At 71.6% G+C, this 23,868-nt stretch carries 18 protein-coding genes; 7 read left to right on the forward strand and 11 right to left on the reverse strand.

What is annotated here, in order from left to right; genetic code table 11:
* Positions 1–67: 67 nt before the first annotated feature.
* The 4 genes from ACH4G3_RS22550 to argS form a co-directional block, all read right to left on the reverse strand.
* Positions 68–1,099, reverse strand: coding sequence for a hypothetical protein (locus ACH4G3_RS22550; RefSeq protein ID WP_397626213.1), 1,032 nt, complete (start codon positions 1,097–1,099; stop codon positions 68–70).
* Positions 1,096–2,385 carry a CHAT domain-containing protein gene (locus tag ACH4G3_RS22555; RefSeq protein WP_397626214.1) on the reverse strand — a complete coding sequence of 430 codons (1,290 nt, stop codon included), beginning with the start codon at positions 2,383–2,385 and terminating at the stop codon, positions 1,096–1,098. Before ACH4G3_RS22555 ends, ACH4G3_RS22550 begins: the two co-directional genes overlap by 4 nt.
* A gap of 5 nt (positions 2,386–2,390) precedes the next feature.
* Positions 2,391–7,868, reverse strand: a complete 5,478-nt coding sequence (fxsT, locus tag ACH4G3_RS22560; protein WP_397626215.1) for an FxSxx-COOH system tetratricopeptide repeat protein — start codon at positions 7,866–7,868, stop codon at positions 2,391–2,393.
* Between the two features lie 162 nt (positions 7,869–8,030).
* Positions 8,031–9,803, reverse strand: a complete 1,773-nt coding sequence (gene argS / locus ACH4G3_RS22565) for an arginine--tRNA ligase (protein ID WP_397626216.1) — start codon at positions 9,801–9,803, stop codon at positions 8,031–8,033.
* 150 nt (positions 9,804–9,953) lie between these two features.
* Between argS and lysS the strand changes: the two genes are divergently transcribed.
* Positions 9,954–11,699, forward strand: a complete 1,746-nt coding sequence (gene lysS, locus ACH4G3_RS22570) for a lysine--tRNA ligase (RefSeq protein ID WP_397626217.1) — start codon at positions 9,954–9,956, stop codon at positions 11,697–11,699.
* 53 nt (positions 11,700–11,752) lie between these two features.
* Here the strand turns inward: lysS and ACH4G3_RS22575 are convergent, their stop codons facing one another.
* The 3 genes from ACH4G3_RS22575 to ACH4G3_RS22585 form a co-directional block, all read right to left on the reverse strand.
* A complete protein-coding gene (locus tag ACH4G3_RS22575; protein WP_397626218.1) occupies positions 11,753–13,003 on the reverse strand; it encodes a DUF2637 domain-containing protein in 1,251 nt (416 codons plus the stop codon).
* A gap of 115 nt (positions 13,004–13,118) precedes the next feature.
* A complete protein-coding gene (locus ACH4G3_RS22580) occupies positions 13,119–14,024 on the reverse strand; it encodes a DUF3558 family protein (RefSeq protein ID WP_397626219.1) in 906 nt (301 codons plus the stop codon).
* A 118-nt stretch (positions 14,025–14,142) separates the two neighbouring features.
* Entirely contained in the window at positions 14,143–14,973 is an 831-nt protein-coding gene (locus tag ACH4G3_RS22585) for a DUF3558 domain-containing protein (RefSeq protein ID WP_397626220.1), read from the reverse strand.
* Positions 14,974–15,144: 171 nt separating this feature from the next.
* Between ACH4G3_RS22585 and ACH4G3_RS22590 the strand changes: the two genes are divergently transcribed.
* Positions 15,145–16,338 carry an RtcB family protein gene (locus ACH4G3_RS22590; protein WP_397626221.1) on the forward strand — a complete coding sequence of 398 codons (1,194 nt, stop codon included), beginning with the start codon at positions 15,145–15,147 and terminating at the stop codon, positions 16,336–16,338.
* 13 nt (positions 16,339–16,351) lie between these two features.
* On the opposite strand, the gene ACH4G3_RS22595 is transcribed toward ACH4G3_RS22590, so the two are convergent.
* Positions 16,352–17,128, reverse strand: a complete 777-nt coding sequence (locus tag ACH4G3_RS22595; protein ID WP_397626222.1) for an SDR family NAD(P)-dependent oxidoreductase — start codon at positions 17,126–17,128, stop codon at positions 16,352–16,354.
* Between the two features lie 126 nt (positions 17,129–17,254).
* Between ACH4G3_RS22595 and ACH4G3_RS22600 the strand changes: the two genes are divergently transcribed.
* The gene (locus tag ACH4G3_RS22600) at positions 17,255–17,689 is read left to right on the forward strand and encodes an ester cyclase (RefSeq protein ID WP_020272805.1); all 435 of its coding nucleotides are present in this window, start codon (positions 17,255–17,257) and stop codon (positions 17,687–17,689) included.
* A 21-nt stretch (positions 17,690–17,710) separates the two neighbouring features.
* On the opposite strand, the gene ACH4G3_RS22605 is transcribed toward ACH4G3_RS22600, so the two are convergent.
* Together ACH4G3_RS22605 and ACH4G3_RS22610 are read right to left on the reverse strand one after the other, a co-directional pair.
* On the reverse strand, positions 17,711–18,046 hold the full coding sequence (locus tag ACH4G3_RS22605; RefSeq protein WP_020272806.1) for a YnfA family protein: 336 nt from the start codon (positions 18,044–18,046) through the stop codon (positions 17,711–17,713).
* A 244-nt stretch (positions 18,047–18,290) separates the two neighbouring features.
* Positions 18,291–19,121, reverse strand: coding sequence for a DUF6597 domain-containing transcriptional factor (locus tag ACH4G3_RS22610; RefSeq protein ID WP_397626223.1), 831 nt, complete (start codon positions 19,119–19,121; stop codon positions 18,291–18,293).
* Positions 19,122–19,183: 62 nt separating this feature from the next.
* Between ACH4G3_RS22610 and ACH4G3_RS22615 the strand changes: the two genes are divergently transcribed.
* The 4 genes from ACH4G3_RS22615 (at position 19,184) to ACH4G3_RS22630 (ending at position 23,199) form a co-directional block, all read left to right on the forward strand.
* Positions 19,184–19,786 (forward strand): TIGR03086 family metal-binding protein, encoded by a 603-nt coding sequence (locus ACH4G3_RS22615; RefSeq protein ID WP_397626224.1) that lies wholly within the window; start codon positions 19,184–19,186, stop codon positions 19,784–19,786.
* Between the two features lie 62 nt (positions 19,787–19,848).
* Positions 19,849–20,919 carry an LLM class flavin-dependent oxidoreductase gene (locus ACH4G3_RS22620; RefSeq protein ID WP_397626225.1) on the forward strand — a complete coding sequence of 357 codons (1,071 nt, stop codon included), beginning with the start codon at positions 19,849–19,851 and terminating at the stop codon, positions 20,917–20,919.
* A 153-nt stretch (positions 20,920–21,072) separates the two neighbouring features.
* Positions 21,073–21,780 (forward strand): response regulator transcription factor, encoded by a 708-nt coding sequence (locus ACH4G3_RS22625; protein WP_397626708.1) that lies wholly within the window; start codon positions 21,073–21,075, stop codon positions 21,778–21,780.
* Entirely contained in the window at positions 21,781–23,199 is a 1,419-nt protein-coding gene (locus ACH4G3_RS22630; protein WP_397626226.1) for a sensor histidine kinase, read from the forward strand.
* A 54-nt stretch (positions 23,200–23,253) separates the two neighbouring features.
* Here ACH4G3_RS22630 and ACH4G3_RS22635 read toward each other — a convergent pair whose 3' ends face one another.
* Complete coding sequence (locus tag ACH4G3_RS22635) at positions 23,254–23,853, reverse strand: antibiotic biosynthesis monooxygenase family protein (RefSeq protein WP_397626227.1); 600 nt, start codon at positions 23,851–23,853, stop codon at positions 23,254–23,256.
* Between the last annotated feature and the right edge of the window lie 15 nt (positions 23,854–23,868).

Consider the following 23,868-nt stretch of genomic DNA (forward strand, 5'->3'; position numbering starts at 1 on the left):
CGTCCTCCCCACGGGGGAGAGGACGGGCCGCACCCGTACGCGGGGGCGGGGGCATGGGCCGCACCCGTCAGCGCGAGCGTTCCGCCAGGGTCAGCAGCAGGTGCGCGGACTCCGGGCGCAGGAAGTCGGAGTGGGCGCCCGAGGGATGCAGCCGGGTACGGCGGCTGCCGCGGTAGAGCCAGTCGGCGTCCACGTTGACCAGCCGGTGATCCAGGTCGGTGTGCTCGTAGACCTGGGACGTCGGCAGCAGCTTGGTCGTGAACTGCGCAACCGGTGCCGCACCGGCGCCCGAGTGGCCGATTCCGGGTGCCCTTTCGGCGCGCAGATGCCAGAAGCCCGTGGCCCGGTCCCAGCGCGAGTGCGTCAGGACGAGTGGCCCGCGCAGCGGTGCGCCGGGGTGCCCGTCGCGCGGGAACAGCGTGCCGAAGTGCCGGACGAAGGCGTCACGCGGGGCGGCCATCTGGAAGACCAGCGCGCTGTCCACGGTGAACGGGCGGCGGGGATCGTGCGGTGTGCTCCAGCCGAGCACGGGAGGCTTCTCGGCGGCCCGCTGCACCGCCTCGCACAGGAACCGGCCGCCGAAGGAGTGCCCCACGAGATGCAGGAACTGTCCGTGCTGGTTGGCGAGGACCGGGGGTCCCGTCGGATCGGTGCGTTCGGTGTCGAGGTAGCCGAGCAGGTGGCCGAGGACGTACGGGGCGTGCCCGGTGCCGTCGGCGCTCATCGCGTGGGCCCGGTCGCGGATGCGGCGGTAACCCCTGAGCGTGGGCAGGCTGGAGGACGGCCAGCGCACCACCACGCACCAGGGGCGGTAGCCCTCCTTCAGTCCCGGATAGCGGTCCGGCGCCGCCTCGTACAGGTCCAGGGACTGCCGCAGCAGGCGCTGGGCGGTCCGGGTGGCGCTGCTCGGCGCGGTCTGCCAGCCGTGCACGTACACGTGGATGTCGGTCGCCCAGCGCGGGACGGCCAGGCTCCGCGCCAGATGCTCGGCGACGCGGCCGGCGGGCACGGGCACCGCGCTGCCCGGTGGTGTCAGCCGGCCCTTGTCGTCCAGGTCGATCTCGACGGGCGCGGGCAACCGGGTCCGCGGGCCGGTCACGAGGCGAGCCTCAGCCGGCTGTCGATGCCGCAGTGCAGCGAGTAGGCCAGGGCGAGCGGGTTGCGGAACTCCGAGGCGAAGCGCCGCACCAGCAGCCGGCTTATCTCGCCGGCGGTGTAACGGCCGGTCAGATACAGGTCGAGGAAGGCGTACGCGTACTCGGTCGCGAACTCCTGGGGCATGTCGATCTGCGGGGCCAGGACGCCGTCCGCACCCATGTCGATCAGTTCCTGCCCGAGGTGCTTCAGCCTGCCGGGAGCCGCCGCCCGTGCCGTGCCGCAGGCGTTGAGCAGGACGAACGGCTTGAACCTGGCCCGGGAGTCATGACGGAACCGGCGCCGTTTCCGCGACACCACCGGCCCGTCGATGTGCTCGTCGTCGGAGAGCCGGATGGACAGACCCGGGGTCGACGGGCCGCTCTGCACCATGCGGCCATGGCACCAGAAGTACATGACGTCCTCGTTGAGCACCGGCCCCGCCAGGGCGTGCAGCAGGTCGCTGCCACGGGAGCGCACGATCAGCCGCGAGCGCTGCTCCAGAAGCTTGTGCACCTCACGCGCGCGGCCCACCCGGTCCAGGGAGTCGTCCTTGTTGAGGCTGGTGGTGGCCAGGTCGCGCCGGCCGAGCGGGGCGTGGTCCCAGGGATAGCCGGTGGTGGTCTGCTCGACCTGGTGCCGGTGGCCCAGGAACGCCTCCCAGGGCGTGGCACACGTCGCGGGATCCACGGCGAGCATGGGCCACGGCAGATACAGCTGGGAGTCGAAGCTGATCCGCAGCGTCTCCTTGCCGGCGAGGGCGGTCAGCAGGAACTCGCGGAAGCGGCCGAGGTCGTAACCGCTGCCGTGGAGCAGCACGTCGAGCAGGTCGTACCCCTCGTCGGCCAGCTTCGCCGTCACCGACTCGGCCCGGTCGGCGAGTTCGCTGAGGTCGGCGGTCTCCGCGAAGGGCCGGCTGCCGACCCGCGCCCCGGACTCGTCGCCCTCGCTCCGGTAGTACACCACCAGGTCGTGCCACCGGTTGCGCAGGCGGTCCGCCCGCTCCAGCAGGTCGTCCGGGGAGACCTCCAGCGGTGCCTCGTGCCAGCGCGGGAACGCCGCGGCCGGGGAGGCGTCCGGGGCGCAGGCGAGGATCGTCAGCACCTTCTCGCTGGAGCGGTACAGCTTCACCCGCAGCTCCGCCGGCGGTTCCCCCTCCGGCGGACGCGGTGTGCTCCCGGGCTGCGGCGGCACCCCCGTGAAGCCGTGGGAGGGGTCCCTCAGTACCTCCACGGCCAGATCCTGCGGCATCCGGGTCAGTCCTCCCTGGCACCCTGCACGTGGACAACGGTCTTCAGCTCCTGCAACACCAGCCCAGAGGCGTGGTCGTACAGCGTGAACAGGACGTCGTGGGCGCCCGGCCCGGGGGCGGACAGGGTGAAACGCGTGGGCGCGCCGCCGGGGTCGTACTCGGCCGTGGCCGGGTCGACCGTGGTCGCCGTGGGACAGCTGACGGCCACCAGCAGCCGGGGCGGCACGGCCGCCGCCGTACCGTCCTCCCGCTCGAGCCCGACCTCGATCGTGACGGGCCGGCCGGCGGTCACGTCGTCCGTGAGCAGCGTCAGCCGGGCCCGCCAGGCCGGCCGTGCGGTGCGCAACCGCCAGCGGAGCTCCTCCGTGTCGGGGTGGTCCGGGCCGAACGTCCGCTCCCAGCGCGCCAGCAGCTCCTCGTGCGACGGCGCCGCCTCCGGGTCGTCGGCCTCCAGACATGCGAAGGCCAGCTCGGCCAGGCTCTCCAGGGTGTCCGGATGGTCCGGGCCGAACATCCGGGCGCGTCCGGCGTGCACGGCCTTCAGCAGGGCCACCGCGGCAGCGGGATCACCCGCGTCGGAGAGAGCGTGGGCGAGTTGCGTCGCGAGGGTGGGGAGGAAGCCGCCGAAGCGATCGGCGAACAACTCGACGAGCACGCCCAGGCGGAGGGCCTCGTCGTCGAACTCCTCCTCTTCCTCCGCCGGTCCGCCGGTCGAGGCCGGCCCGCCCTTCCGTGCGGCTGCCTGGTGATGGACACGGACGACGTCATCGACCGTCTCCGGACAACCCAGTCGAGCCCGCAGGAGCGCGGTGCGGCGCAGCAGGTCCCGCAGCACCTCCAGCGCCTGCTCCGGCTCGTCCGCCTGGGCCAGGGCGTGCGCCAGCACCGGCAGCACGGCCAGGGTGCGCCGGTGGCGCGGACCGAAGAGCTCGGTGGCATCGTCGACCAGGCTCCGCGCCCACCGCACGGCGTCGTCCGCCGGACCGGTGTCCGCCGCCAGCCACGCCAGGTTGCCGCGCACCCAGAACGTCGTCTCGTGTTCCTCGGGGAGGACGTCCTCGCACTGCTTCAGCAACTCCTCGAAGACCGCGACAGCGCGATGCGGGTCGCCCGCCTCCCAGCAGGTGTACCCCAGGAGATTGCGGCATCCGAGGGTCTCGGGGTGCTGCGGGCCCCGTATGCGGTCGCTGTCGTCGACCAGCGCCATGGCGTCCCGTACGCTCTGCACGCGCTGGCCGGCCTGGCGCCGCGCCCAGATCAGGCTCCGGCGGGCGGTGAGGACCGAGCTGTGGTCGGGACCGTGTACCCGGGCGTGGTCGTCCACGAGCGATGCCCGCAGCCGCAGCTCGTGTGCGACCTCACCCGCCGTGCTGTGCGCGGAGGCGAGGGTGGCACGCGCGGAGAGCGTCCTGGGGTGGTCCGCGCCCAGGATCCGGGTGGAGTCGGCGACCACGCTCGCGGCGGTCGCGACGGCCCGGCCCGCGGTGGACGACCCCAGCCAGACCCAGGCGATGGAGCGCCGAAGGGCGAGGGTCTCGGGATGCTCGGGACCGAGCAACCGCTCGTGGTCCCGCAGCAGTGCGTCCAGGTCCCGCAGTGCTCCCGCCCGGTCGCCGGAGTACTCCCGCCAGCGGGCCAGCATGGCACGGTCGTCGAAATCCCGCGGGCTGTCGGCCCCGTGGAACCGGGCGAGATCGTTGACCAGGTCCTGGCCGAGCACGACCGCCCGTTCGTGATCGCCCCGCTCGGCGAACGAACTCGCCAGCAGGTACCTGGTCGCCAGCGTCTCGCCGTGATCCGCCCCGTGGAAGCGGGTCCGGTCCTCCACCAGCCCTTCGAACGCGACGATCGCCCGCTGGTACGCGCCGGACCCCATCCAGGCGTACGCCAGCCACGAGCGCGCGTTCAGGGTGGTGACGTGGTCCTTGCCACGTACCCGGGCGCTGTCGGCGACCAGCTGTTCGGCGAGTCGGGCGGCGCGGCAGTAGTCGCCCGACGCACAGTTCGCGCTGATCAGATCGAAGCGGACGTCGAGCACCAGCGGATGGTCGGGCCCGAACAGACGCCTGCGCCCGTCGAGTACGGACTCCAGCGTGCTGAGCGACAACTGGTGCCGCCCGGCCGCCTTCTGCACCAGGCCCAGATCCCGCCTGGCGCGCAGCGTGCGCGGATGAGCGGCCCCCCAGACGCGGGCCCACGCCTCGACGGCTTCCTGGTACAGGGCGATGGCCCGGTCATGCTGCTCGGCAGCCGAGCAGGCGTCCGCCAGGTTCTCCAGCATGAGCAGTGTGTCCGGCGCGTGGTCGCCCAGCAGCCGGCGGCGGTCGGCGAGCAGTCCGGTGAACCCCGCGATCGCGCCCTCGTGGTCGTCGGCGCCCAGCCGGGCCAGCGCCAGGCCGTTGCGGGAGTTCAGCGTCGCCTGCGCATCCGCGCCCAGGACCCGGGTCCGGGCCTCGACCAGTTCTTCGTAGACCGAGATCGCGCGCTGATGCTGTCCCGCCGAGCGGAGGACCCAGGCCCGCCAGCTGTTGGTCTCCAGCGTGTCCGGATGGTCCGCGCCCTGCACGCGGGTCCGGTCGGCCAGGAGTGCGTCGAACACCTCGCCCGCCCGGCCGTATTCACCGGCCGAGCGGCAGGTCGCGCCCAGCCACGACCGCATGCCGAGCGTCAAGGGGTGATCGGGGCCATAGACCCGCTCGTAGACCTCCACGAGCTCGTCGTACAGCTCCAGCGCCCGCGCGTAGCGCTCCTCCTCTGCGAACACCTGGGCGAGGGAGTGGCGGATCGAGAGGACGCCCGGATGGTCCGTGCCCAGGAGCGGCTCCATGTCCCCGAGCAGGTGCTTCAGCTCCGCGACCGCCCGCGGGTGGTCGCCCGCCCACTGGCGGGTGCGGGCCAGGACCTCGCGCGTGGCGAACACCTCGGGGTGCTGCGTGCCGAGGACCCGGCTGCGGTCCCGCAGCACCTCCTCGAACAGCTCGATCGCGGCCCGGAAGTCGGCGGCCTCGCGCAGGGCGAAGGCAAGCTGGGCACGCGCGGTGAGGGTCGCCGGATGATCGCCGCCCTGTACACGGGTGCGGTCCGCGACGAGAGCCCTGTGCTCTCGCACCGAGCGGGAGTGGTCCCCCATGAGCTGCCGGGTGAAAGCCAGCGCTTCCCGTGCGCGCAGTGTGTCCGGGTGGTCAGGGCCCCGCACTCGCGCGTAGTCGGCGATCACCGCCTCGTAGCCCGCGACCGCCCGGGCGTGGTCGGCCCGCTCCCGGTGGGTCTGCGCGATGTCGTCGCGGAAGTCCAGGGTCGCGGGGTGGTCCGGGCCCTGGATACGGGCGCTGTCCGCCGCCAGCGACTCGAACTCCGGCAGCGCCGCGTCCGGTCCGTGCGCCTCGGACAGCTCGGACGCCAGGTCCTTGCGGCTGCGCAGGGTGTCCGGATGGTCCGCGCCCTGCACACGCTCCCGGGCGGCGACCACCTCCCGGTACAGGGCCACCGCCCGGCGCGGATCCCCCGCGGCGGAGTGCGCGGCGGCCAGCCAGCCGCGGCTGGTCAGCGTGTCGGGATGGTCGGGGCCGTGCTCCCGCTGCCGGTCCTCGACCGCCTGCTCGTACAGGGCCAGCGCGGTGCGGTGGTCACCGGCCTCACGGTGGGCGTAGGCGAGATTGGTACGGCTGGCGAGCGTGTCCCGGTGCCCCGTCCCGAGGACACGCTCCCGGTCGGCCACGACCGCCGCGAACTCCTCCACCGCGTCCTGGTACCGGCCCGCGGTCTGGAGCGCGTAGGCCAGGTTGTTGCGGCTGCCGAGCGTGTCCGGGTGCTGCTCGCCCTGGGTCCGGCGGCGGTCCGCCACTACGGCCGTGAGCTCCTCGACCGCGCGCATCACATCGCCCGCCTTGCGGTGCGCGTACGCCAGCCGCTCCCGGGCGGCCAGGGTCTCCCGCGCGGCCGGGCCGCACCGCCGGCGCCGGTCGAGATAGACGTTCTGGCACAGCCGGACCGCCCGCGCCGGGTCTCCGGCCTTCGCGTGCAACTCCGCCAAGCGGTCCCGATGGTCGAGCGTCGCGTCGTCGTCGACGCCGAGCAGCGCCTCGCTGCCCTCGACGGCCCGCGTCATCAGTGGGATCGCCAGGACGTGCTGCTCGCGCGCCACCAGCTCGTCGGCACCCCGCCGGTACATCTCGACCGCCTCGGCGGCAGGTTCCGCGGCCGGTCCCGTCCCGGCGAGCGCCTGGACGTGGATCAGCAGCCGCCGTACGCGCTCGGCCGGGGCGCCGGACAGCTCCGCGGCCAGCGCCCGCTCGGCCAGGTCGCGCGCCTCGGGCACCTCGGGCGGCTCGGCGTGCCGCAGCGTCTGCTGGACGAGGCGGTGCAGGGTGAGGCCCTCGGGGCCGGACGAGATCAGGTGGTAGTCCCGGAGCGCGTCGAGCGCCTCCGCGACCTCGCGCTCGGGCAGGCCCAGATGCCGCAGCACCCCGCGCGGCGTGGCCTCCGGGGCGAACCAGGCCAGCGTGTACAGCAGCGGGACGGCCAGGGGACGACGGGATCGGATGGACTCCAGGCTGGTGCGCCAGATCTGGGCGATGGTCCGGCCCGAGCGGCCCGCCCCGTCGTTGAGTACGGCGTCCGGGACGCGGGCCAGCTTCGCCTGGTAGGCCGCGAAGCCGATGCCGGTCTCCCGCAGGTAGGCGCCCGCCTGCGTGAGAGCCAAAGGCAGATGTCCCAGGTCCTCGGCGAGCCGCGCGGCCTGCTCCCGTCCGGCGGCGGAGCGGTCGCCCCGGCCGGCCGTCGCGCACAGCAGGTCGACGGCCTCCCCGTGGTCCAGCACGTCCAGGCTGACCAGGCGGGCCCCCTCGGGCCAGCCGGTGCGGCACCGGCTCGTGACCAACTGGTGGCCCCGGTCGAGGAGCCGGCCCAGGAACGGGGTGAGGTGCTCGGGCCGCTCCACGTTGTCGTACACCAGGAGCCAGCCGGAGTGCGCCTCCAGCCAGGTCAGCGCCCACTCCGTGCGCTCCTTGGCCGTCGCCCCGCGGGCCCAGTCCGGGTAAAGGCGCAGTGCCAGCTCGCCGAACCCGGAGGCGATCCGCTCCTCGCTCTCGGCGGTGATCCACCACACCAGCCGGTACTCGTCGCTCCGGTGGGCGTAGCGCAGCGCCAGGGCGGTCTTGCCGATCCCGCCGAGACCGCTCACCGCGGTCGCGACCGTCTGCGTGACGACTCCGCCGCCGGACAGCAGGGAGGCGCGTAAGCGGTCCAGGTCGTCGATGCGGCCGACGAAGGGAGCCGACGGCAGCACGGGCAGGTTGTCCAGTCGGGCGGGCGGCTCGATCGTCAGGGCGGCGGCCTTCGCCGCGTCCGGCAGCACCGTCGTGTGCTTTTCGGTGTGCGGATTGCCGCCCGGGCGGAAACGGCCGATGCCCTGCCCCGGTACCGCCAGGTCACGCTCGAGGACGGCAGCCCCGGCGGCCCGCGACTCCTCGGAGATGATCATGAATCCCCCGTGCCCCCCGATCACCCGCTCCGTCTCCGGTGCGTCCTCCGCCCGCGGCGCTGGAGGAATATGCAACTGTACTGGGGTAAAAGGGAGTTGTCACCGGTGTGGGGTGGCGACGCGGACGTCGGCCACCCCACGGGTGTCAGAACTGCGAGGGCGTCAGAGCCGCTCGGGCGTCCGGATCCCCAGCAGGGCCATGCCCTGGTGGAGCGTGCGGGCCGTGATGTCGCAGAGGAACAGGCGGTTCTCGATCTGCTCCGGCGACTCGGCCTTCAGGACCGGGCACTTGTCGTAGAACGTCGTGTACAGCGAAGCCAGCTGGTACAGGTACGCCGTCAGCTTGTGCGGGGCGTACTCCCCGGCCGCCTCCGCCACCGTCGCCGCGAACGAGTCCGCGTGCAGACCCAGCGCACGCTCCGCCTCGTGCAGGTCCAGCTCCGGGTGCGCGACCGGGCGGGCCTCGCCGGCCTTGCGCAGGATCGACCGGATCCGGGCGTAGGCGTACTGGAGATAGACGGACGTGTCGCCGTTCAGCGAGACCATCTGGTCCAGGTCGAACTTGTAGTCGCGGTTCGCCGACGTCGACAGGTCCGCGTACTTCACCGCGCCGATGCCGACCTGCGTGCCCCGCTCGGCGATCTCCTCCTCGGAGAGGTCCTGCGCCTTCTCCCGGACTACCGCCGAGGCACGGTCGATCGCCTCGTCCAGCAGGTCCACCAGCCGGACCGTCTCGCCCTCACGGGTCTTGAACGGCTTGCCGTCCTTGCCGAGGACCGTGCCGAAGGCGAGCTGCACCGCGTGCACGTCCTCGTTCAGCCAGCCCGCCCGGCGGGCCGTCTCGAAGACCATCTTGAAGTGCAGCGACTGGCGGGCGTCCACCACGTACAGCAGCGTGTTCGCCTTGAGGTTGAAGACGCGGTCACGGATGGCCGACAGGTCGGTCGCCGCGTAGCCGTAGCCGCCGTCCGACTTCTGCACGATCAGCGGGACCGGCTTGCCGTCCGGGCCCTTGATGTCGTCGAAGAAGACACAGAGCGCGCCCTCGGAGCGGACCGCGACACCCGACTCCTCCAGCAGGCGGCAGGTTTCCGCGAGCATGTCGTTGTACCCGGACTCGCCGACGATGTCCGGGTCCCGGATCTCCATGTCCAGCTTCTCGAAGACGGAGAAGAAGTAGATCTTCGACTCGTCCACGAACTTCTGCCACATGGCGAGCGTCTGCGGATCGCCCGCCTGGAGGTCCACCACCCGGCGCCGGGCCCGCGTCTTGAACTCCTCGTCGGAGTCGAAGAACTTGCGCGCGGCCTTGTAGAGGCGGTCCAGGTTCGACATCGCCTGCTCGCCGGAGGCCTGGAGGTCTTCGCCGTCGTGGTGGTCCAGCTCGTGGGGGTGCTCCTCCAGGTACTGGATGAGCATGCCGAACTGGGTGCCCCAGTCGCCGATGTGGTGACGCCGGACCACGCTCTCGCCGGTGAACTCCAGCAGCTGCGCAACAGAGTCGCCGATCACCGCGGAGCGCAGGTGACCGACGTGCATCTCCTTCGCCACGTTCGGCTGGGCGTAGTCGATGACCGTGGTGCCCGGGTGCCCGGCGTGCGGCACGCCGAGGCGGCCGGTGTCGTCCGCGTAGCGCGCGGCGAGGTTCCGGATGATCGCCCGGTCGGTGATCGTGATGTTCAGGAAGCCGGGGCCGGAGACCTCGACATCCTTGATCACGTCACCCGACTCGACCCGGGAGACGACCTGCGTCGCCAGCTCCCGCGGGTTCGCCTTCTCCTTCTTCGCGAGGGCCAGGATCCCGTTGGCCTGGAAGTCGGCCCGGTCGCTTCGTCGCAGCAGCGGGTCCGCGGAGCCGGCCTGCGGCAGAGCCGCCGACAGGGCCGCCGCGAGGCGCTGGTGGACGGAGTCGCTGAGGGACGTGACCGAGGCCATAGGAAAGGGTGCCGTTCTCCTCGAGGGAATGGATAGACACGGCCAGTATCCCATGGGGGGTAAAGCCGTTTTTCCCGGCGCGAGGAGGTCTGGGACAATGGTGCGGTCAGCCGTGCGACCGTACCGGCTGCCCGATGCAGAAAGAAGGACGTGCCGATCGTGGCTCAGAGCACCGAGACCACCGACTGGGTCTCCCGTTTCGCGGATGAGGTCATCGAGGAGTCGGAGCGTCGGGCCCCGGGCAAACCCGTCGTCGTCGCGTCCGGCCTCTCGCCGTCCGGCCCCATCCACCTCGGCAACCTGCGCGAGGTCATGACCCCGCACCTCGTCGCCGACGAGATCCGCCGCCGGGGGTACCAGGTGCGGCACCTGATCTCCTGGGACGACTACGACCGGTACCGCAAGGTGCCCAAGGGCATCGCCGGGGTCGACGAGTCCTGGGCCGAGCACATCGGCAAGCCGCTGACGTCCGTCCCGGCGCCGAAGGGCTCCTCCCACCCCAACTGGGCCGAGCACTTCAAGGCCGCGATGGTCGAGTCGCTGGCCGACCTCGGCGTGGAGTTCGACGGGATCAGCCAGACCGCGCAGTACACCTCCGGCGTGTACCGCGAGCAGATCCTGCACGCCATCAAGCACCGCGGCGACATCGACGCGATCCTCGACCAGTACCGGACGAAGAAGGCCCCGGCCAAGAAGCAGCAGGGGCAGAAGCCGGTCGACGAGGCCGAGCTGGAGGCCGCCGAGGGCTCCGGCGCGGCCGCCGAGGACGACGGCAGCTCCGGCTCCGCCGGGTACTTCCCGTACAAGCCGTACTGCGGCAACTGCGAGAAGGACCTCACGACCGTCACGTCCTACGACGACGACTCCACCGAGCTGACCTACGCCTGCACCGCCTGCGGCTTCTCCGAGACGGTCCGGCTGAGCGAGTTCAACCGCGGCAAGCTGGTCTGGAAGGTCGACTGGCCGATGCGGTGGGCGTACGAAGGGGTCGTGTTCGAGCCGAGCGGCGTCGACCACACGTCGCCCGGGTCGTCGTTCCAGGTCGGCGGGCAGATCGTCGGGATCTTCGGCGGCAAGCAGCCGATCGGGCCGATGTACGCGTTCGTCGGGATCTCCGGCATGGCGAAGATGTCGTCCTCGAAGGGCGGCGTGCCCACCCCCGCCGACGCCCTGCAGATCATGGAGCCGCAGCTGCTGCGCTGGCTGTACGCCCGGCGCAGGCCCAACCAGTCCTTCAAGGTCGCCTTCGACCAGGAGATCCAGCGCCTGTACGACGAGTGGGACCGGCTCGACGCCAAGGTCGCCGATGGCAGCGCCCTGCCGGCCGACGTCGCCGCGCACTCGCGTGCGGTGCGCACGGCCGCCGGTGAGCTGCCGCGCACGGCCCGGCCGCTGCCGTACCGGACGCTGGCGTCCGTCGCGGACATCACCGCCGGGCACGAGGACCAGGCGCTGCGGATCCTCAGCGAGCTCGACCCGGAGCAGCCGCTGACCTCGCTCGACGAGGCCCGGCCGCGGTACGACAAGGCCGAGGCCTGGATCAACACGCACGTGCCGGCCGAACAGCGGACGATCGTGCGGGACGAGCCGGACGCGGAGCTGCTGAAGTCGTTGGACGAGGCGTCCCAGCAGTCGCTGCGGCTCCTGCTCGACGGACTGGCCGACCACTGGTCGCTCGACGGGCTGACTCACCTGGTGTACGGCGTGCCCAAGGTGCAGGCCGGGTTCCCGGCCGACGCCACGCCGAAGGAGCTGCCGCCGGAGATCAAGACCGCGCAGCGGTCCTTCTTCGCCCTGCTGTACCACCTGCTGGTGGGGCGGGACACGGGACCGCGGCTGCCCACGCTGTTGCTGGCGGTGGGGCAGGAGCGGGTTCGGGCTCTGCTCGGGGAGTAGTCGCCGGTGTCGAAGGAAGGGGCCCTGTCCGCAGGGCCCCTTCCTTCATGCCGTCATGCGATGTGGTCCTCTTCCAGTTCCGCCGTGTGGCGCTTCTGGAAGCGTTCCGCCAGGGACTTCAGGGCGCTGGGACTCAGCGTCGTCCCGTAGGTCGCCTGGATGTTGTCGCCGAGGGCGCGGGGCGTGGGGTAGCTGCCGTCGATCGACTGACGGAACACCTGGTAGTACGACTCCTCATCCGGCTCGGGAGCGGGCGGGGTGCCGCCGCCGTCGCCCAGTTCCCGGGTGCGGTTGGGGCCCACCGGGATGGGGAAACTGCCGGTGTCCTCAGGGGTGGGCTCCTGCTCGTACTGGGTCTGGTACTGCTCGGCTTCCTGTTGTTCCGCGATCCACCGGGCGTACTGCTCCGCGGGATCGTAGTCGGGGTCGTAGCCGCCCTGGTACTCGACCTCGCGGGGGGTGTTGAACCAGGGGCTCTGGTCCGGCTCCGGGGTGTTGTCCGGTTGCCCGGCGTCCTGGCTGCTCTCGAGTTGAGGGCGCTGCTCGCCGGGAGGTGCCGCTCTCTGCGGGACGGGTGCCGCACCGGCGGCACGACTGCCCGCGGCTGGGTCCGTTTGCGGCGGCGGGGGGATCAAGGCCGGCTCTATGCCCGCCGCTGCCAGGCCCGCCGGGGCCGTTTCCGCGAGAGGGACGCCGTAGCGGGCCAGCCGCAGCGGCATCAGGGACTCCACCGGGGCCTTCCTGCGCCATGCCCGGCCGAAGCGGGAACGCAGCCGGGCCTGGTAGACGAGACGTTCCTGCTCCAGCTTGATGACCTGGTCGTAGGAGCGGAGCTCCCAGAGCTTCATCCGGCGCCAGAGGAGGAACGTCGGAACGGGGGAGAGCAGCCAGCGGGTGAGGCGGACGCCCTCCATGTGCTTGTCCGCCGTGATGTCGGCGATCCGGCCGATCGCGTGCCGGGCCGCCTCGACCGCGACCACGAACAGGATCGGGATCACCGCGTGCATGCCGACACCGAGCGGATCCGGCCAGGCGGCCGCGCCGTTGAAGGCGATCGTCGCCGCCGTCAGGAGCCAGGCCGTCTGGCGCAGCAGCGGGAAGGGGATCCTGATCCAGGTGAGGAGCAGGTCCAGGGCCAGCAGGACGCAGATGCCCGCGTCGATGCCGATCGGGAAGACGTAGGAGAAGTTCCCGAAGCCCTTTTTCAGGGCCAACTCGCGGACGGCCGCGTACGAACCGGCGAAGCCGATACCGGCGATGATCACGGCGCCGGCCACGACCACACCGATGAGAACGCGGTGCATCCGAGTCAGCTGTAGTGGCGCGGCCACCCGTACTCCCCTCCCCTTGCATGTTGTTGCGCGCAACAGGGTGGCACATGTGTGCGGAGGACGGGTGGCCGGTTCCGGTCGGAGACGTTCAGCTCTTCGACGCGGGCTTCTTCGACGGCGACGTCGAGGCTTCCTCGGCCGGCTCCTCGGAGGCCGACTTCGACGGCGACTTGGACGCCGACTTCGACGGGGCCTTGGAAGGCGCCTTGGAGGGGGCGCCGCTCGCCTTGCCGCCGCCCGCGCCGTTCGCGTCGGACACGGCCGCCACCGCCTCCTTGGCGGCCTTCTTCGCGTCCTTCATCAGGTCGTCGGCGCTCGGGCTCTTGTCGCCGGCCAGGCCCGCGCCGTTGTAGTCGAGGGTGACGACGACGTTCTCGACGCGTGCCACGACCGTCTGCTGCTTGAAGGTGCCTTCCTTCTTCTTCAGCTCGTACCGCACGGCCGTCGCCTCGTCGCCGGTCCCGGGCACCGGCTCCGACTTGGTGCTCTTGGCACCCGCCACGGCCTGGGCGTCCTGGACCTGCTTCTCGAAGTACTCCTGGGCCAGCTTGTCGGCCGGGCCGCGGTTGACGTCCGACTCGAAGCGCAGCATCGACACGTTCAGCCAGCGGAACTGCGAGCCCTTGACGCCGTTGTTGTCGAGGCTGTCCCAGGAGCAGCTGCCGCGGGTCGAGATGTCGTCCGACTTGCCTTCCTTGCCGGACTTGCTCTCCGGGACGAGGTCCTTCAGCGTCTTCTTCGACAGCGCCTTGCAGGGCTCCGGGAGCTTGCCGTACGCCGCCGCCTCAACGGTCGGCGACGGGCTCGCGGACGCCGAAGCGGCGGCCTTCGCGGCCTTGTCCGTGCTGTCGCCGGAGCCGGAGTCCGAGGAGCAGCCGGCGGCGACCAGCATCACGGGGACGGCGGCCGCGCAGACAAGGACGCGGTTGACTCGCTTCGCTCGCTGATCTCGCTGGTCTCGCTGTGCTCGTCGCTGCATGGTTCCTTCACTCATGACGCTCGTGGTTCCTGCGGTCGGAACGGGTCCGAGTGGTCACGGTACGCGGTGAGGCGGCGGTGTGTTCTTCCTTCGGGTGCTTTGCGGGTGCGCGTGAAGGGGGCGTGAAGGGGCCTCAGTCGCTCAGCGAATCGGCCAGCTGCGAGGCCAGTTTCCGGGCCTTGTCCTGCATTTCCTTGCTGTCCGGGACGACGCCGACGGTGGCCGGCTGCTCGGCGTACTCGATGGTCACGATGACGTTGGACGTGCGGAATGCCACAGTCACCGTCCGCTGCTTGGCCGTCGAACCGGAGCTGCTCAGCTCGTCGTCGAGGAAGGCCTCGTCGCCGACGTCCTCCAGGACGCGGGGCTGGAGGTCGGTCGGGGTGGCGGAGGCGGACGCCGAGGACGAGGAGGTACCGGACGGGGACGGGGAGCCGCTCGGCGCGGGCGTGGCACCGCCGGCCGGGGTGCTGCCCGGAGTGCTGCCCGGGGTCGCCGACTCGGTGGCGGTCGGCTCGGGCAGGTGGGCCGCCGCCTCCTTCTCCGCGAAGAGCTGCTCGGCCTGGCTGTCGTCGCTGACCGCGTTGTCGTAGGAGACGACCCGTTCGAAGTCGACGAGCAGATGGTCGGTGGCCTGCTGCGCGTCGACCTTCCACTGGCAGCCGACCTTGCGGTCGGTGTCGTACGTGACCGTCGCCTCGCCCTCGTAGGCCTGCTCGCGCTGTTCCCCGTCGGTGATCTGCCGGATACCGGGCAGGAGTTCGTCGAGGGAGCTCTGGCCGACGGCGCCGCAGGGCTCGGGCAGCGTGCGGTACCGGCCCGGCTCGGCGGCGGCCGAAGCCGTGCCCGTGTCGCCCGGGTTGGAGTCGTCCGTCGGGCCGCCGTCGCCGGAGCCGCCGGTGCAGCCGGCCAGCAGGGCCGCGAGGAGCGCGGCGATACCGGGTGCGTACGCCTTCCGTTGCACGTGGTGGCTCCTCTCGACGCGGATATTGGCTTGCCGCCTCGGGGCAGCCGATGAACACAATGTGTATCGCACGCACTGCCGTGGACGCCGGTCCGAATTCCCTTTCGTCGACCTTGGCTCCGGTATTTGCTGTTGAGGACTTCTGTTCGTTTACGGGGGATTGAGGACGCTATGTCGTATGTAGAGATACCTGGTGCGAAGGTACCGATCCGGATGTGGACCGACCCGGCCACGGTCGAGGGCTCCGCACTCCAGCAGCTCCAGAACGTCGCCACGCTGCCCTGGATCAAGGGCCTGGCCGTCATGCCCGACGTGCACTACGGCAAGGGCGCGACGGTCGGCTCGGTCATCGCCATGAAGGGCGCGGTGTGCCCGGCGGCGGTGGGTGTCGACATCGGCTGCGGAATGTCGGCGGTGAAGACGTCCCTGACGGTGAACGACCTGCCCGGGGATCTGTCCCGGCTGCGGTCGCGGATCGAGCAGGTCATTCCGGTGGGGCGGGGGATGCACGACGATCCCGTCGACCCCGGGCGGTTCCACGGGTTGGCCACTGCCGGGTGGGAGGACTTCTGGGGGCGGTTCGACGGGGTGGCGGAGGCGGTCAAGTTCCGTCAGGAACGTGCCACGAAGCAGATGGGAACGCTCGGTGGGGGTAATCATTTCGTCGAAGTCTGCACGGACACGGCCGGTTCTGTCTGGTTGATGCTCCACTCCGGTTCCCGCAACATCGGCAAGGAGCTGGCCGAGCATCACATCGGCGTGGCCCAGAAACTCCCGCACAACCAGGGCCTGGTCGACCGCGACCTCGCCGTGTTCGTCGCGGACACCCCGCAGATGGCGGCGTACCGCAACGACCTGTTCTGGGCGCAGGAGTACGCGAAGTACAACCGTTCGATCATGATGGCGCTTCTGAAGGACGTGGTCCGCAAGGAGTTCAAGAAGGCGAAGCCGGCCTTCGAGCCGGAGATCAGCGCGCACCACAACTACGTCGCCGAGGAGCGCTACGACGGGATGGACCTGCTCGTGACCCGCAAGGGCGCGATCCGGGCCGGTTCCGGCGACTACGGGATCATCCCCGGCTCCATGGGCACGGGTTCGTACATCGTGAAGGGCCTCGGCAACGACAAGTCCTTCAACTCCGCCTCGCACGGCGCGGGCCGGCGCATGAGCCGTAACGCGGCCAAGCGCCGGTTCTCGACGAAGGACCTGGAGGAGCAGACCCGGGGCGTGGAGTGCCGCAAGGACTCCGGCGTCGTGGACGAGATCCCGGGCGCCTACAAGCCGATCGAGCAGGTCATCGACCAGCAGCGGGACCTGGTGGAGGTCGTGGCGAAGCTCAAGCAGGTCGTCTGCGTGAAGGGCTGACGACCGGCCGGCTCTACGCCTCCCGGTGCACCTTCGTGTTCGACGCCTGGGCGCGGGGGCGGAGGATCAGGAGGTCGACGTTGACGTGGGCGGGGCGGGTGACCGCCCAGGTGATGGTGTCGGCGACGTCGTCGGCCGTGAGGGGCTCGGCGACGCCCTCGTAGACCCTGGCGGCCTTCTCCTCGTCGCCGCCGAAGCGGGTCAGGGCGAACTCGTCCGTCTTGACCATGCCGGGGGCGATCTCGATGACACGGACCGGTTGGCCGACGATCTCCAGGCGCAGGGTCTCGGCGAGGACGTGCGCGCCGTGCTTGGCGGCGACGTAGCCCGCGCCGCCCTCGTAAGTGCCGTGGCCCGCGGTGGAGGAGACGACCACGACCGTGCCGTCGCCGCTCTCGATCAGCTTGGGCAGCAGGGCCTGGGTGAGGTTGAGCGTGCCGATGACGTTCGTCTCGTACATCTGGCGCCAGTCGGCCGGGTCGCCGGTGGCGACCGGGTCGGCGCCGAGCGCGCCGCCCGCGTTGTTGACCAGCACGCCGATCGTCTTGAAGGCCGTGGCGAACTCGTCGACCGCCGCGCGGTCGGTGACGTCGAGGGCGTAGGCCGTGGCCTGGTGGCCGGCCTTGGTGATCTCTTCCGCCAGCGCCTCGATGCGGTCCTTGCGGCGGGCGGTGAGGACGACGCGGTAGCCCGCGGCGGCGAGCTGCCGGGCCGTGGCGGCGCCGATTCCGCTGCTCGCACCGGTGACGACGGCGATGCGGGAGGCTGCGGACGGGGCGGCGGTGGCCATGGGAGCTCCTCGGACGTGGTGTGCGGTGTCGGGCCGGCGTCGGCCTCAGGGCTCCGGCCAGGATAGGCGGGCCCCGCGGTGGGAGAATGAGGGCGGGTGATCCCCTGACACCACCGGAGGTGGATCATGGGCGAGGCACGTGAGGTCATGGACCGGCTCACCGACGCGGTCACCACGCATGCCGATCTGAAGGTCATCAGCGAGCTGTACGCCGAGGACGCGGTCGCCTTCACGCCCGACGAGGGCGAGTTGCGCGGGCGCGACAGCATCGTCGAGTACTGGCGGACGATGACGGAGGCGCTCCCCGAGGCGACGTTCCAGTCGCTGCATTCCTACGAGGTCGGTGACACGGCCATCGACGAGGGGATCTTCAGCGGGCGCAACACCGGGCCGCTGGAGCTGCCCAACGGTGAGACGCTGCCGCCGACGCAGAAGGAGATCAGGATCCGCGGGGTGGACATCGCCACCGTGAAGGACGGCCGGATCGTCGACTACCGCCTGTACTTCGACGAGATGGACTTCCTGGGGCAGCTGGGGCTGCTGCCCGACGAGCCGTTCTGAGTCCCCCGGCCCGGAGGCCGGTCAGTTTCCCCGCGGGGCGTACATGATCACCGCCATGCCCGCGAGGCAGATCAGTGCGCCCGTGATGTCCCAGCGGTCGGGTCGGTAGCCGTCCGCGACCACGCCCCACAGGATCGAACCGGCGACGAAGATCCCGCCGTACGCGGCGAGGACGCGGCCGAAGTGGGCGTCGGGCTGGAACGTGGCGACGAAACCGTACGCGCCGAGCGCGAGGACGCCGCCGGCCGCCCACAGCCAGCCCCTGTTCTCGCGCACGCCCTGCCAGACCAGCCACGCGCCGCCGATCTCGAAGAGGGCGGCGACGACGAAGAGGGCGGCGGAGCGGAGCACGAGCATGACGGTCAGCTTCGCACGCGCCCCGGCCTCCGCCTCGGCGGGACTTTGCGGACACGACCTAGGGCCTGTCGTTTGGATCAGGTCGCAGGAAAGCGACCGTGCTGTTCAGCGCCGGTGAGCGGGGTCTGGTGCGTGCAGCTGCAAGGCGGAGGAGGGCGTCGACGCGGAGCGTCGGCAACCGACGACAACGCGGCAGATGCGCGTGCCAGACCCCGCGTCTGCGGCGTGATCCAAACGACAGGCCCTAACGCCCGGCTCGGGCTCCGGCGGCGTACGCCGTCGGGGATACTCCCACCGTCGTCGTGAAGTCGCGTACCAGATGGGCCTGGTCGGCGTAGCCGAGGTCGGCGGCGAGGGCGGCCCAGTCGACGCTGCTGCGGCTGCCGGCCTGCTCCAGGGCCTCGTGGATGCGGTAGCGGAGGATGACCCACTTGGGGCTGACGCCGACATGGGTCGAGAAGAGCCGTTGCAGCGCCCGTACCGACAGTCCTCGCTCGTGGGCGAAGTCGCCGACGCGGCGTACGGTGCGGTCCGCCTGGATGCGTCGGACGAGGTCGATCGCGAGGTCTGCCTGCGGATCCGGGGCGCAGGGCAGGGAGAGCAGGAAGGCATCGAGGGCGGCCACCCGGGCGCGGTCGTCCGCGGGGGTGACGACCGAGCGGGCGGTGTCGCCGGTGGCCTGCGGGAACACCTCCTGGACGGGCAGCGTGCGGCCCGTCCACCGGGAAACCGGCACCTCGGGGGCGTACGGCCGGAAGCCGCCGGGCCGGAACTTCGCCCCGCAGACCCGGCCCCGACCCGACAGCTTCCTGGTGTACAGCCCGAGCGCGACGCCGGTGACCTCGCCGTAGGGCGCGTCCTTCTCGTCGGCCCCGTCCCACTGGAAGGTGAGGTTGACGGCGGGGTGCGGGACGATGTGGGAGGCGTAGGGCGCGGGCAGGTCCCAGTCGATGAGCCAGTACCACTCGACGTACCGGCGCAGCGGCTCGGCGGGCTCGTGGCGGCGGAATCGGACGTGGTTCAGCAGCCCGGACGGGTCGACGATCCCGCGGGTGTCGTGGCGGGGTGCCTCCATGGCCGGATCGTACGTCGCGTTTCTTCAAGAGGGGCGGCCCCGGATGTCCCTACGGTCGCTGTATGGACACCAAGCGCAGTGAAGCGAAGAGCCACGCCCTGGGCGATCTTCTGGCGGTGGCGCGTGAGCGGGCCGTGCCCGTGGTCCGGGCGGTTCCCGACGAGGCGCTCTCCGCCCCCACGCCGTGTGCCGACTACGACGTGAAGGCCCTGGTCAACCACCTCTTCCAGGTGGTCGTGGAGTTCCAGAAACTGGCCGCCAAGGGCGAGTCGGACTTCTCCACGACGCCCGACCGGGTCGGTGCGGGGCCGGACTGGAGGGAGCGGTTCGCCGAGGAGACGGACAGGCTGGTGGCGGCCTGGTCGGCGCCCGGTGCCGAGGAGGGCACGGCAGGGGCGTGGCGGATGCCCGCGCGGCTGGTCGGGGGGATGGCGTTGCTCGACCTGACCGTGCACGCGTGGGACCTGGCCCGGGCCACGGGCCAGGAGTACCGGGCGGACGACGAGCTGGAACCGGTCCTGGAGCAGCTCGCCGGCACGGTCGCCGAGCTGGCCCCGACGGCCCGGTCGACCGGTGTGTTCGCGGAGCCGGTGCCGGTGGCGGAGGGTGCGTCGGCCTTCGAGCGGCTGCTCGGGCAGACCGGCAGGGACCCGTACCGGACGTGACGACCTGCCTGCTGTCCCCCCAGGTACGGTTGAAGGGTAAACAACCTGGAGGGTGAGCGACCATGCAGTTCGGGATCTTCAGCGTCGGCGACGTCACGCCCGACCCGACCACGGGCCGGACGCCGACAGAACGCGAGCGCATCAAGGCCATGGTCGCCATCGCGCTGAAGGCCGAGGAGGCCGGCCTCGACGTCTTCGCCACCGGCGAGCACCACAACCCGCCGTTCGTGCCGTCGTCCCCGACCACGATGCTCGGCCACATCGCGGCCCGCACCGAGCGGCTGATCCTCTCCACCGCCACCACCCTCATCACCACCAACGACCCGGTGAAGATCGCCGAGGACTTCGCGATGCTCCAGCACCTGGCCGACGGCCGGGTGGACCTCATGCTGGGCCGCGGCAACACCGCCCCCGTCTACCCCTGGTTCGGGCAGGACATCCGGCAGGGCATCCCGCTCGCGATCGAGAACTACGCCCTCCTCCACCGGCTGTGGCGCGAGGAGGCCGTCGACTGGGAGGGGAAGTTCCGTACGCCGTTGCAGGGCTTCACCGCCACGCCCCGCCCGCTGGACGGCGTACCGCCGTTCGTCTGGCACGGGTCGATCCGCTCGCCCGAGATCGCCGAGCAGGCCGCGTACTACGGCGACGGCTTCTTCCACAACAACATCTTCTGGCCGGCCGAGCACACCAAGCGCATGGTCGAGCTGTACCGGACGCGGTACGCGCACCACGGGCACGGCACGCCCGAGCAGGCGATCGTCGGGCTCGGCGGGCATGTGTTCATGCGGCGCAACTCGCAGGACGCCGTGCGCGAATTCCGGCCGTACTTCGACGTCGCTCCGGTGTACGGGCACGGGCCGTCGCTGGAGGACTTCATGGCGCAGACGCCGCTGACCGTCGGCTCCCCGCAGCAGGTCATCGAGAAGACGCTGGCCTTCCGCGACTATGCCGGTGACTACCAGCGCCAGCTGTTCCTGGTCGACCACGCGGGGCTGCCGCTGAAGACCGTGCTGGAGCAGATCGACCTGCTGGGCGAGGAGGTCGTACCGGTGCTGCGCAAGGAGTTCGCCGTGGACCGCCCGGCGGACGTGCCGGACGCGCCGACGCACGCCGCCCGGCTCGCCGGGCCCTGAAGGCTCGCCCCGACCTGAGGGTGAGAGGACTGTAGGCACCCGGGTCGTGGTTGCGTGACCCCTGGTGAGAGAGCAGTAAGAAGGACGCTCCGGCGCAGCTCATCCGGTCCCGTGGCCCCGGCGGCGGGGCACACTGGACGCGTGTCCCAAACAGTGCTGCTCGCCGAAGACGACCGCGCCATCCGCCACGCCCTGGAGCGCGCCCTGACCCTGGAGGGTTACCAGGTCATGGCGGTCGCCGACGGTGTCGAGGCGCTGGCGCAGGCCCACCGCAACCGACCGGACGTCCTCGTCCTGGACGTGATGATGCCCGGCATCGACGGGCTCCAGGTGTGCCGCGTGCTGCGCGCCGAGGGCGACCGCACGCCGATCCTGATGCTGACCGCCCTCGTGGAGACCGCCGACCGGATCGCCGGCCTGGACGCGGGCGCCGACGACTACGTGGTGAAGCCCTTCGACGTGGAGGAGGTCTTCGCCCGGCTGCGCGCCCTGCTGCGCCGCACCAGCCCGGTGGGCGTCGGCGGCGCCCCCCTGGCCGAGGCGCCCCGGCCGGTCCCCGAGCGGTTCATCGAGGCGGCCGGCATCCGCATGGACCCGCAGGCACGCCGGGCCTGGCGGGGCGCCCGCGAGCTGGAGCTGACCCGCACCGAGTTCGAACTGCTGGAACTGCTGGTGCGCAACACGGGCATCGTCCTCGACCACTCGACGATCTACGACCGCATCTGGGGCTACGACTTCGGCCCCGGCTCGAAGAACCTCGCCGTCTACGTCGGCTATCTGCGCCGCAAGCTCGACGAGCCGGACGCGCCGCAGCTGATCCACACGGTGCGTGGCGTGGGTTACGTGCTGCGGGAGGACTGAGTGGGCCGCCTCGGCCGGATGCTGGGCGGGCGGCGGCCGAAGCTGGTCTCGCTGCGCACCACGTTCGCCGTGTCGTTCGCGGCGGTGACGGCGGCCGTGACGATCCTGGTCGGCATCCTGTCGTACAGCGCCGCCGCCCGGCTCGTGCGGGTGGACCAGCAGACCGTGTTCGACGAGGTCGTGCAGGACCTGCGCGACGAGGTGCGGCAGAACCACATGACGCCCGGCGACTTCTCGTCCGCCGCTCCGGGCCACGACCTGGTCCGGCCCGCCCGTACCGACGTGCAGGTCCTCGGCCCGGACGGCCATGTCGTCGACCCGGGCAGCCCCGGACTGCCGGTCACCGGCGCCGACGTACGGATCGCCGGGGCCGCGACGTCCGGGCGGGTGGCCGAGCACAAGGACGTCGACGTGGGCGACGACGTCTACCGTGTCGCGACCGTCTCCCTCGGCGGCGGCCGGGGCGCGGTGCAGGTCGCGCAGGAGTTCAGCGACGTCGAGGACCTGCTGCGGGCGCTCCAGCGGCGGACGCTCCTGCTGATGGCCGCCGTGGTGATCGCGGCCGGCCTGTTCGGCTGGTGGCTGGCGCGGCGGATCACCCGCCGCCTGGTCGTCCTGACCGACGCCGCCGAGGACGTCGCCCGCACCCGCCGGCTCGGCATCCAGGTGCCCGTCGCCGGTCACGACGAGGTGGGCCGGCTGGGCCGGGCCTTCGACCGCATGCTGGGGCGGCTCGCCCAGTCCGAGGAGGACCAGCGCCGCCTGGTCCAGGACGCGGGCCATGAGCTCCGTACGCCCCTGACCTCCCTGCGCACGAACATCTCCCTGCTCCGCCGGATCGACGAACTCCCGCCCGGGACCCGTGAGGAACTGGTCGCCGATCTGGGACAGGAGGCCCGCGAGCTGACCGACCTGGTCAACGAGCTCGTCGACCTCGCGGCCGGGCAGTCCGACACCGAGCCGCCGCAGCGGGTGAACGTCGCCGACATCGCGGAGGAGGTGGCGGGCCTCGCCCGGCGCCGCAGCGGCCGGCGGATCCTGCTCCGCGCGAGCGGCGACACCACCACCGACGGGCGGCCCGGGATGCTGACCCGGGCGCTGTCCAACCTCGTCGAGAACGCGGTCAAGTTCGACCAGCGCGGCACGGCCCCCATCGAGGTCGTCGTGGCCGGGCCCGCCCGGCCGGGCACGATCCGCGTGGAGGTCCTCGACCGCGGCCCCGGCATCGCCGACAAGGACCTCGACCGCGTCTTCGACCGCTTCTACCGCGCCGCCGACGCCCGCTCCCTGCCGGGTTCCGGCCTGGGCCTGTCCATCGTCCGGGAGGTGGCACTCGCCCACGGGGGAGCGCCGTTCGCGTTCCGCCGGGAGGGGGGCGGGACGGTGATCGGGTTCACGGTGGGCGGGGGGCTCGACTGACACCGGCCGGCTCCGCGTGACGCCGGAGACGGGCTCCGCCTCCCGGCGCGTCGGTCACCTGGCAGGATCCCGCCGCAGGGTGCGACACAGGTGAAACCGCCCACCATGCGTGAGACGCACCCCCGGCGTCCCAGAGAACAGCTCGTGCCCCTTGTCGTGATCCCCGGCCTCGGCGGCCTCCTGGTGGGCCTCGACGCTCGTCCACTCGGTGTAGAGCAGCACCCGGCTGCCGTCGGCACTGTGCAGGAAGTGCGCGGAGATCGCCCCGGGGTGGCCGCCTTCGCGCGGCTGGGCCTCGATCACCGCGTCGGTGAAGGCGCGCTGCCGCTCAGGGCCGTCGACATCGAAGGCGGCGGTGATCAGACACCCCGGGACGCGCGTCTCGTGCTTCTCGACGAGGCTGCGGTAGAGCCGGTAGCGGGGCGGACCGGCCGGCGGGACCGCAGTGTCGTCGGTCCACTGGGCGAGCGTCAGCACCGTCTGCCCGTCCGTACTGAGGAACCAGCTGACGGCGGCCGGCCCGGCGGGTGAGGCCCTCAGCGAGTCGAACTCGGCGTCCACGAGCGCCTGTTGCTGGTCCAGTCCGTCGGCGTACCGCGTGCCGATCACCAACGTGCCGGGGACGGTCAGGTCCGGGAAAGGGGCTGAGGGCACGGACGGAACTCCTTC

The organism is Streptomyces afghaniensis (genome assembly GCF_044327915.1).
Lineage (GTDB): Bacteria > Actinomycetota > Actinomycetes > Streptomycetales > Streptomycetaceae > Streptomyces > Streptomyces afghaniensis.

Coding starts and splice junctions, on each gene's coding strand:
- ACH4G3_RS22580 (WP_397626219.1), bottom strand. CDS start 14,024: ATGAGTGAAGGAACCATGCAGCGACGAGCACAGCGAGACCAGCGAGAT.
- ACH4G3_RS22590 (WP_397626221.1), top strand. CDS start 15,145: ATGTCGTATGTAGAGATACCTGGTGCGAAGGTACCGATCCGGATGTGG.
- ACH4G3_RS22555 (WP_397626214.1), bottom strand. CDS start 2,385: ATGCCGCAGGATCTGGCCGTGGAGGTACTGAGGGACCCCTCCCACGGC.
- ACH4G3_RS22620 (WP_397626225.1), top strand. CDS start 19,849: ATGCAGTTCGGGATCTTCAGCGTCGGCGACGTCACGCCCGACCCGACC.
- ACH4G3_RS22610 (WP_397626223.1), bottom strand. CDS start 19,121: ATGGAGGCACCCCGCCACGACACCCGCGGGATCGTCGACCCGTCCGGG.
- ACH4G3_RS22600 (WP_020272805.1), top strand. CDS start 17,255: ATGGGCGAGGCACGTGAGGTCATGGACCGGCTCACCGACGCGGTCACC.
- argS (WP_397626216.1), bottom strand. CDS start 9,803: ATGGCCTCGGTCACGTCCCTCAGCGACTCCGTCCACCAGCGCCTCGCG.
- ACH4G3_RS22615 (WP_397626224.1), top strand. CDS start 19,184: ATGGACACCAAGCGCAGTGAAGCGAAGAGCCACGCCCTGGGCGATCTT.
- ACH4G3_RS22595 (WP_397626222.1), bottom strand. CDS start 17,128: ATGGCCACCGCCGCCCCGTCCGCAGCCTCCCGCATCGCCGTCGTCACC.
- fxsT (WP_397626215.1), bottom strand. CDS start 7,868: ATGATCATCTCCGAGGAGTCGCGGGCCGCCGGGGCTGCCGTCCTCGAG.
- ACH4G3_RS22605 (WP_020272806.1), bottom strand. CDS start 18,046: ATGCTCGTGCTCCGCTCCGCCGCCCTCTTCGTCGTCGCCGCCCTCTTC.
- ACH4G3_RS22575 (WP_397626218.1), bottom strand. CDS start 13,003: ATGCACCGCGTTCTCATCGGTGTGGTCGTGGCCGGCGCCGTGATCATC.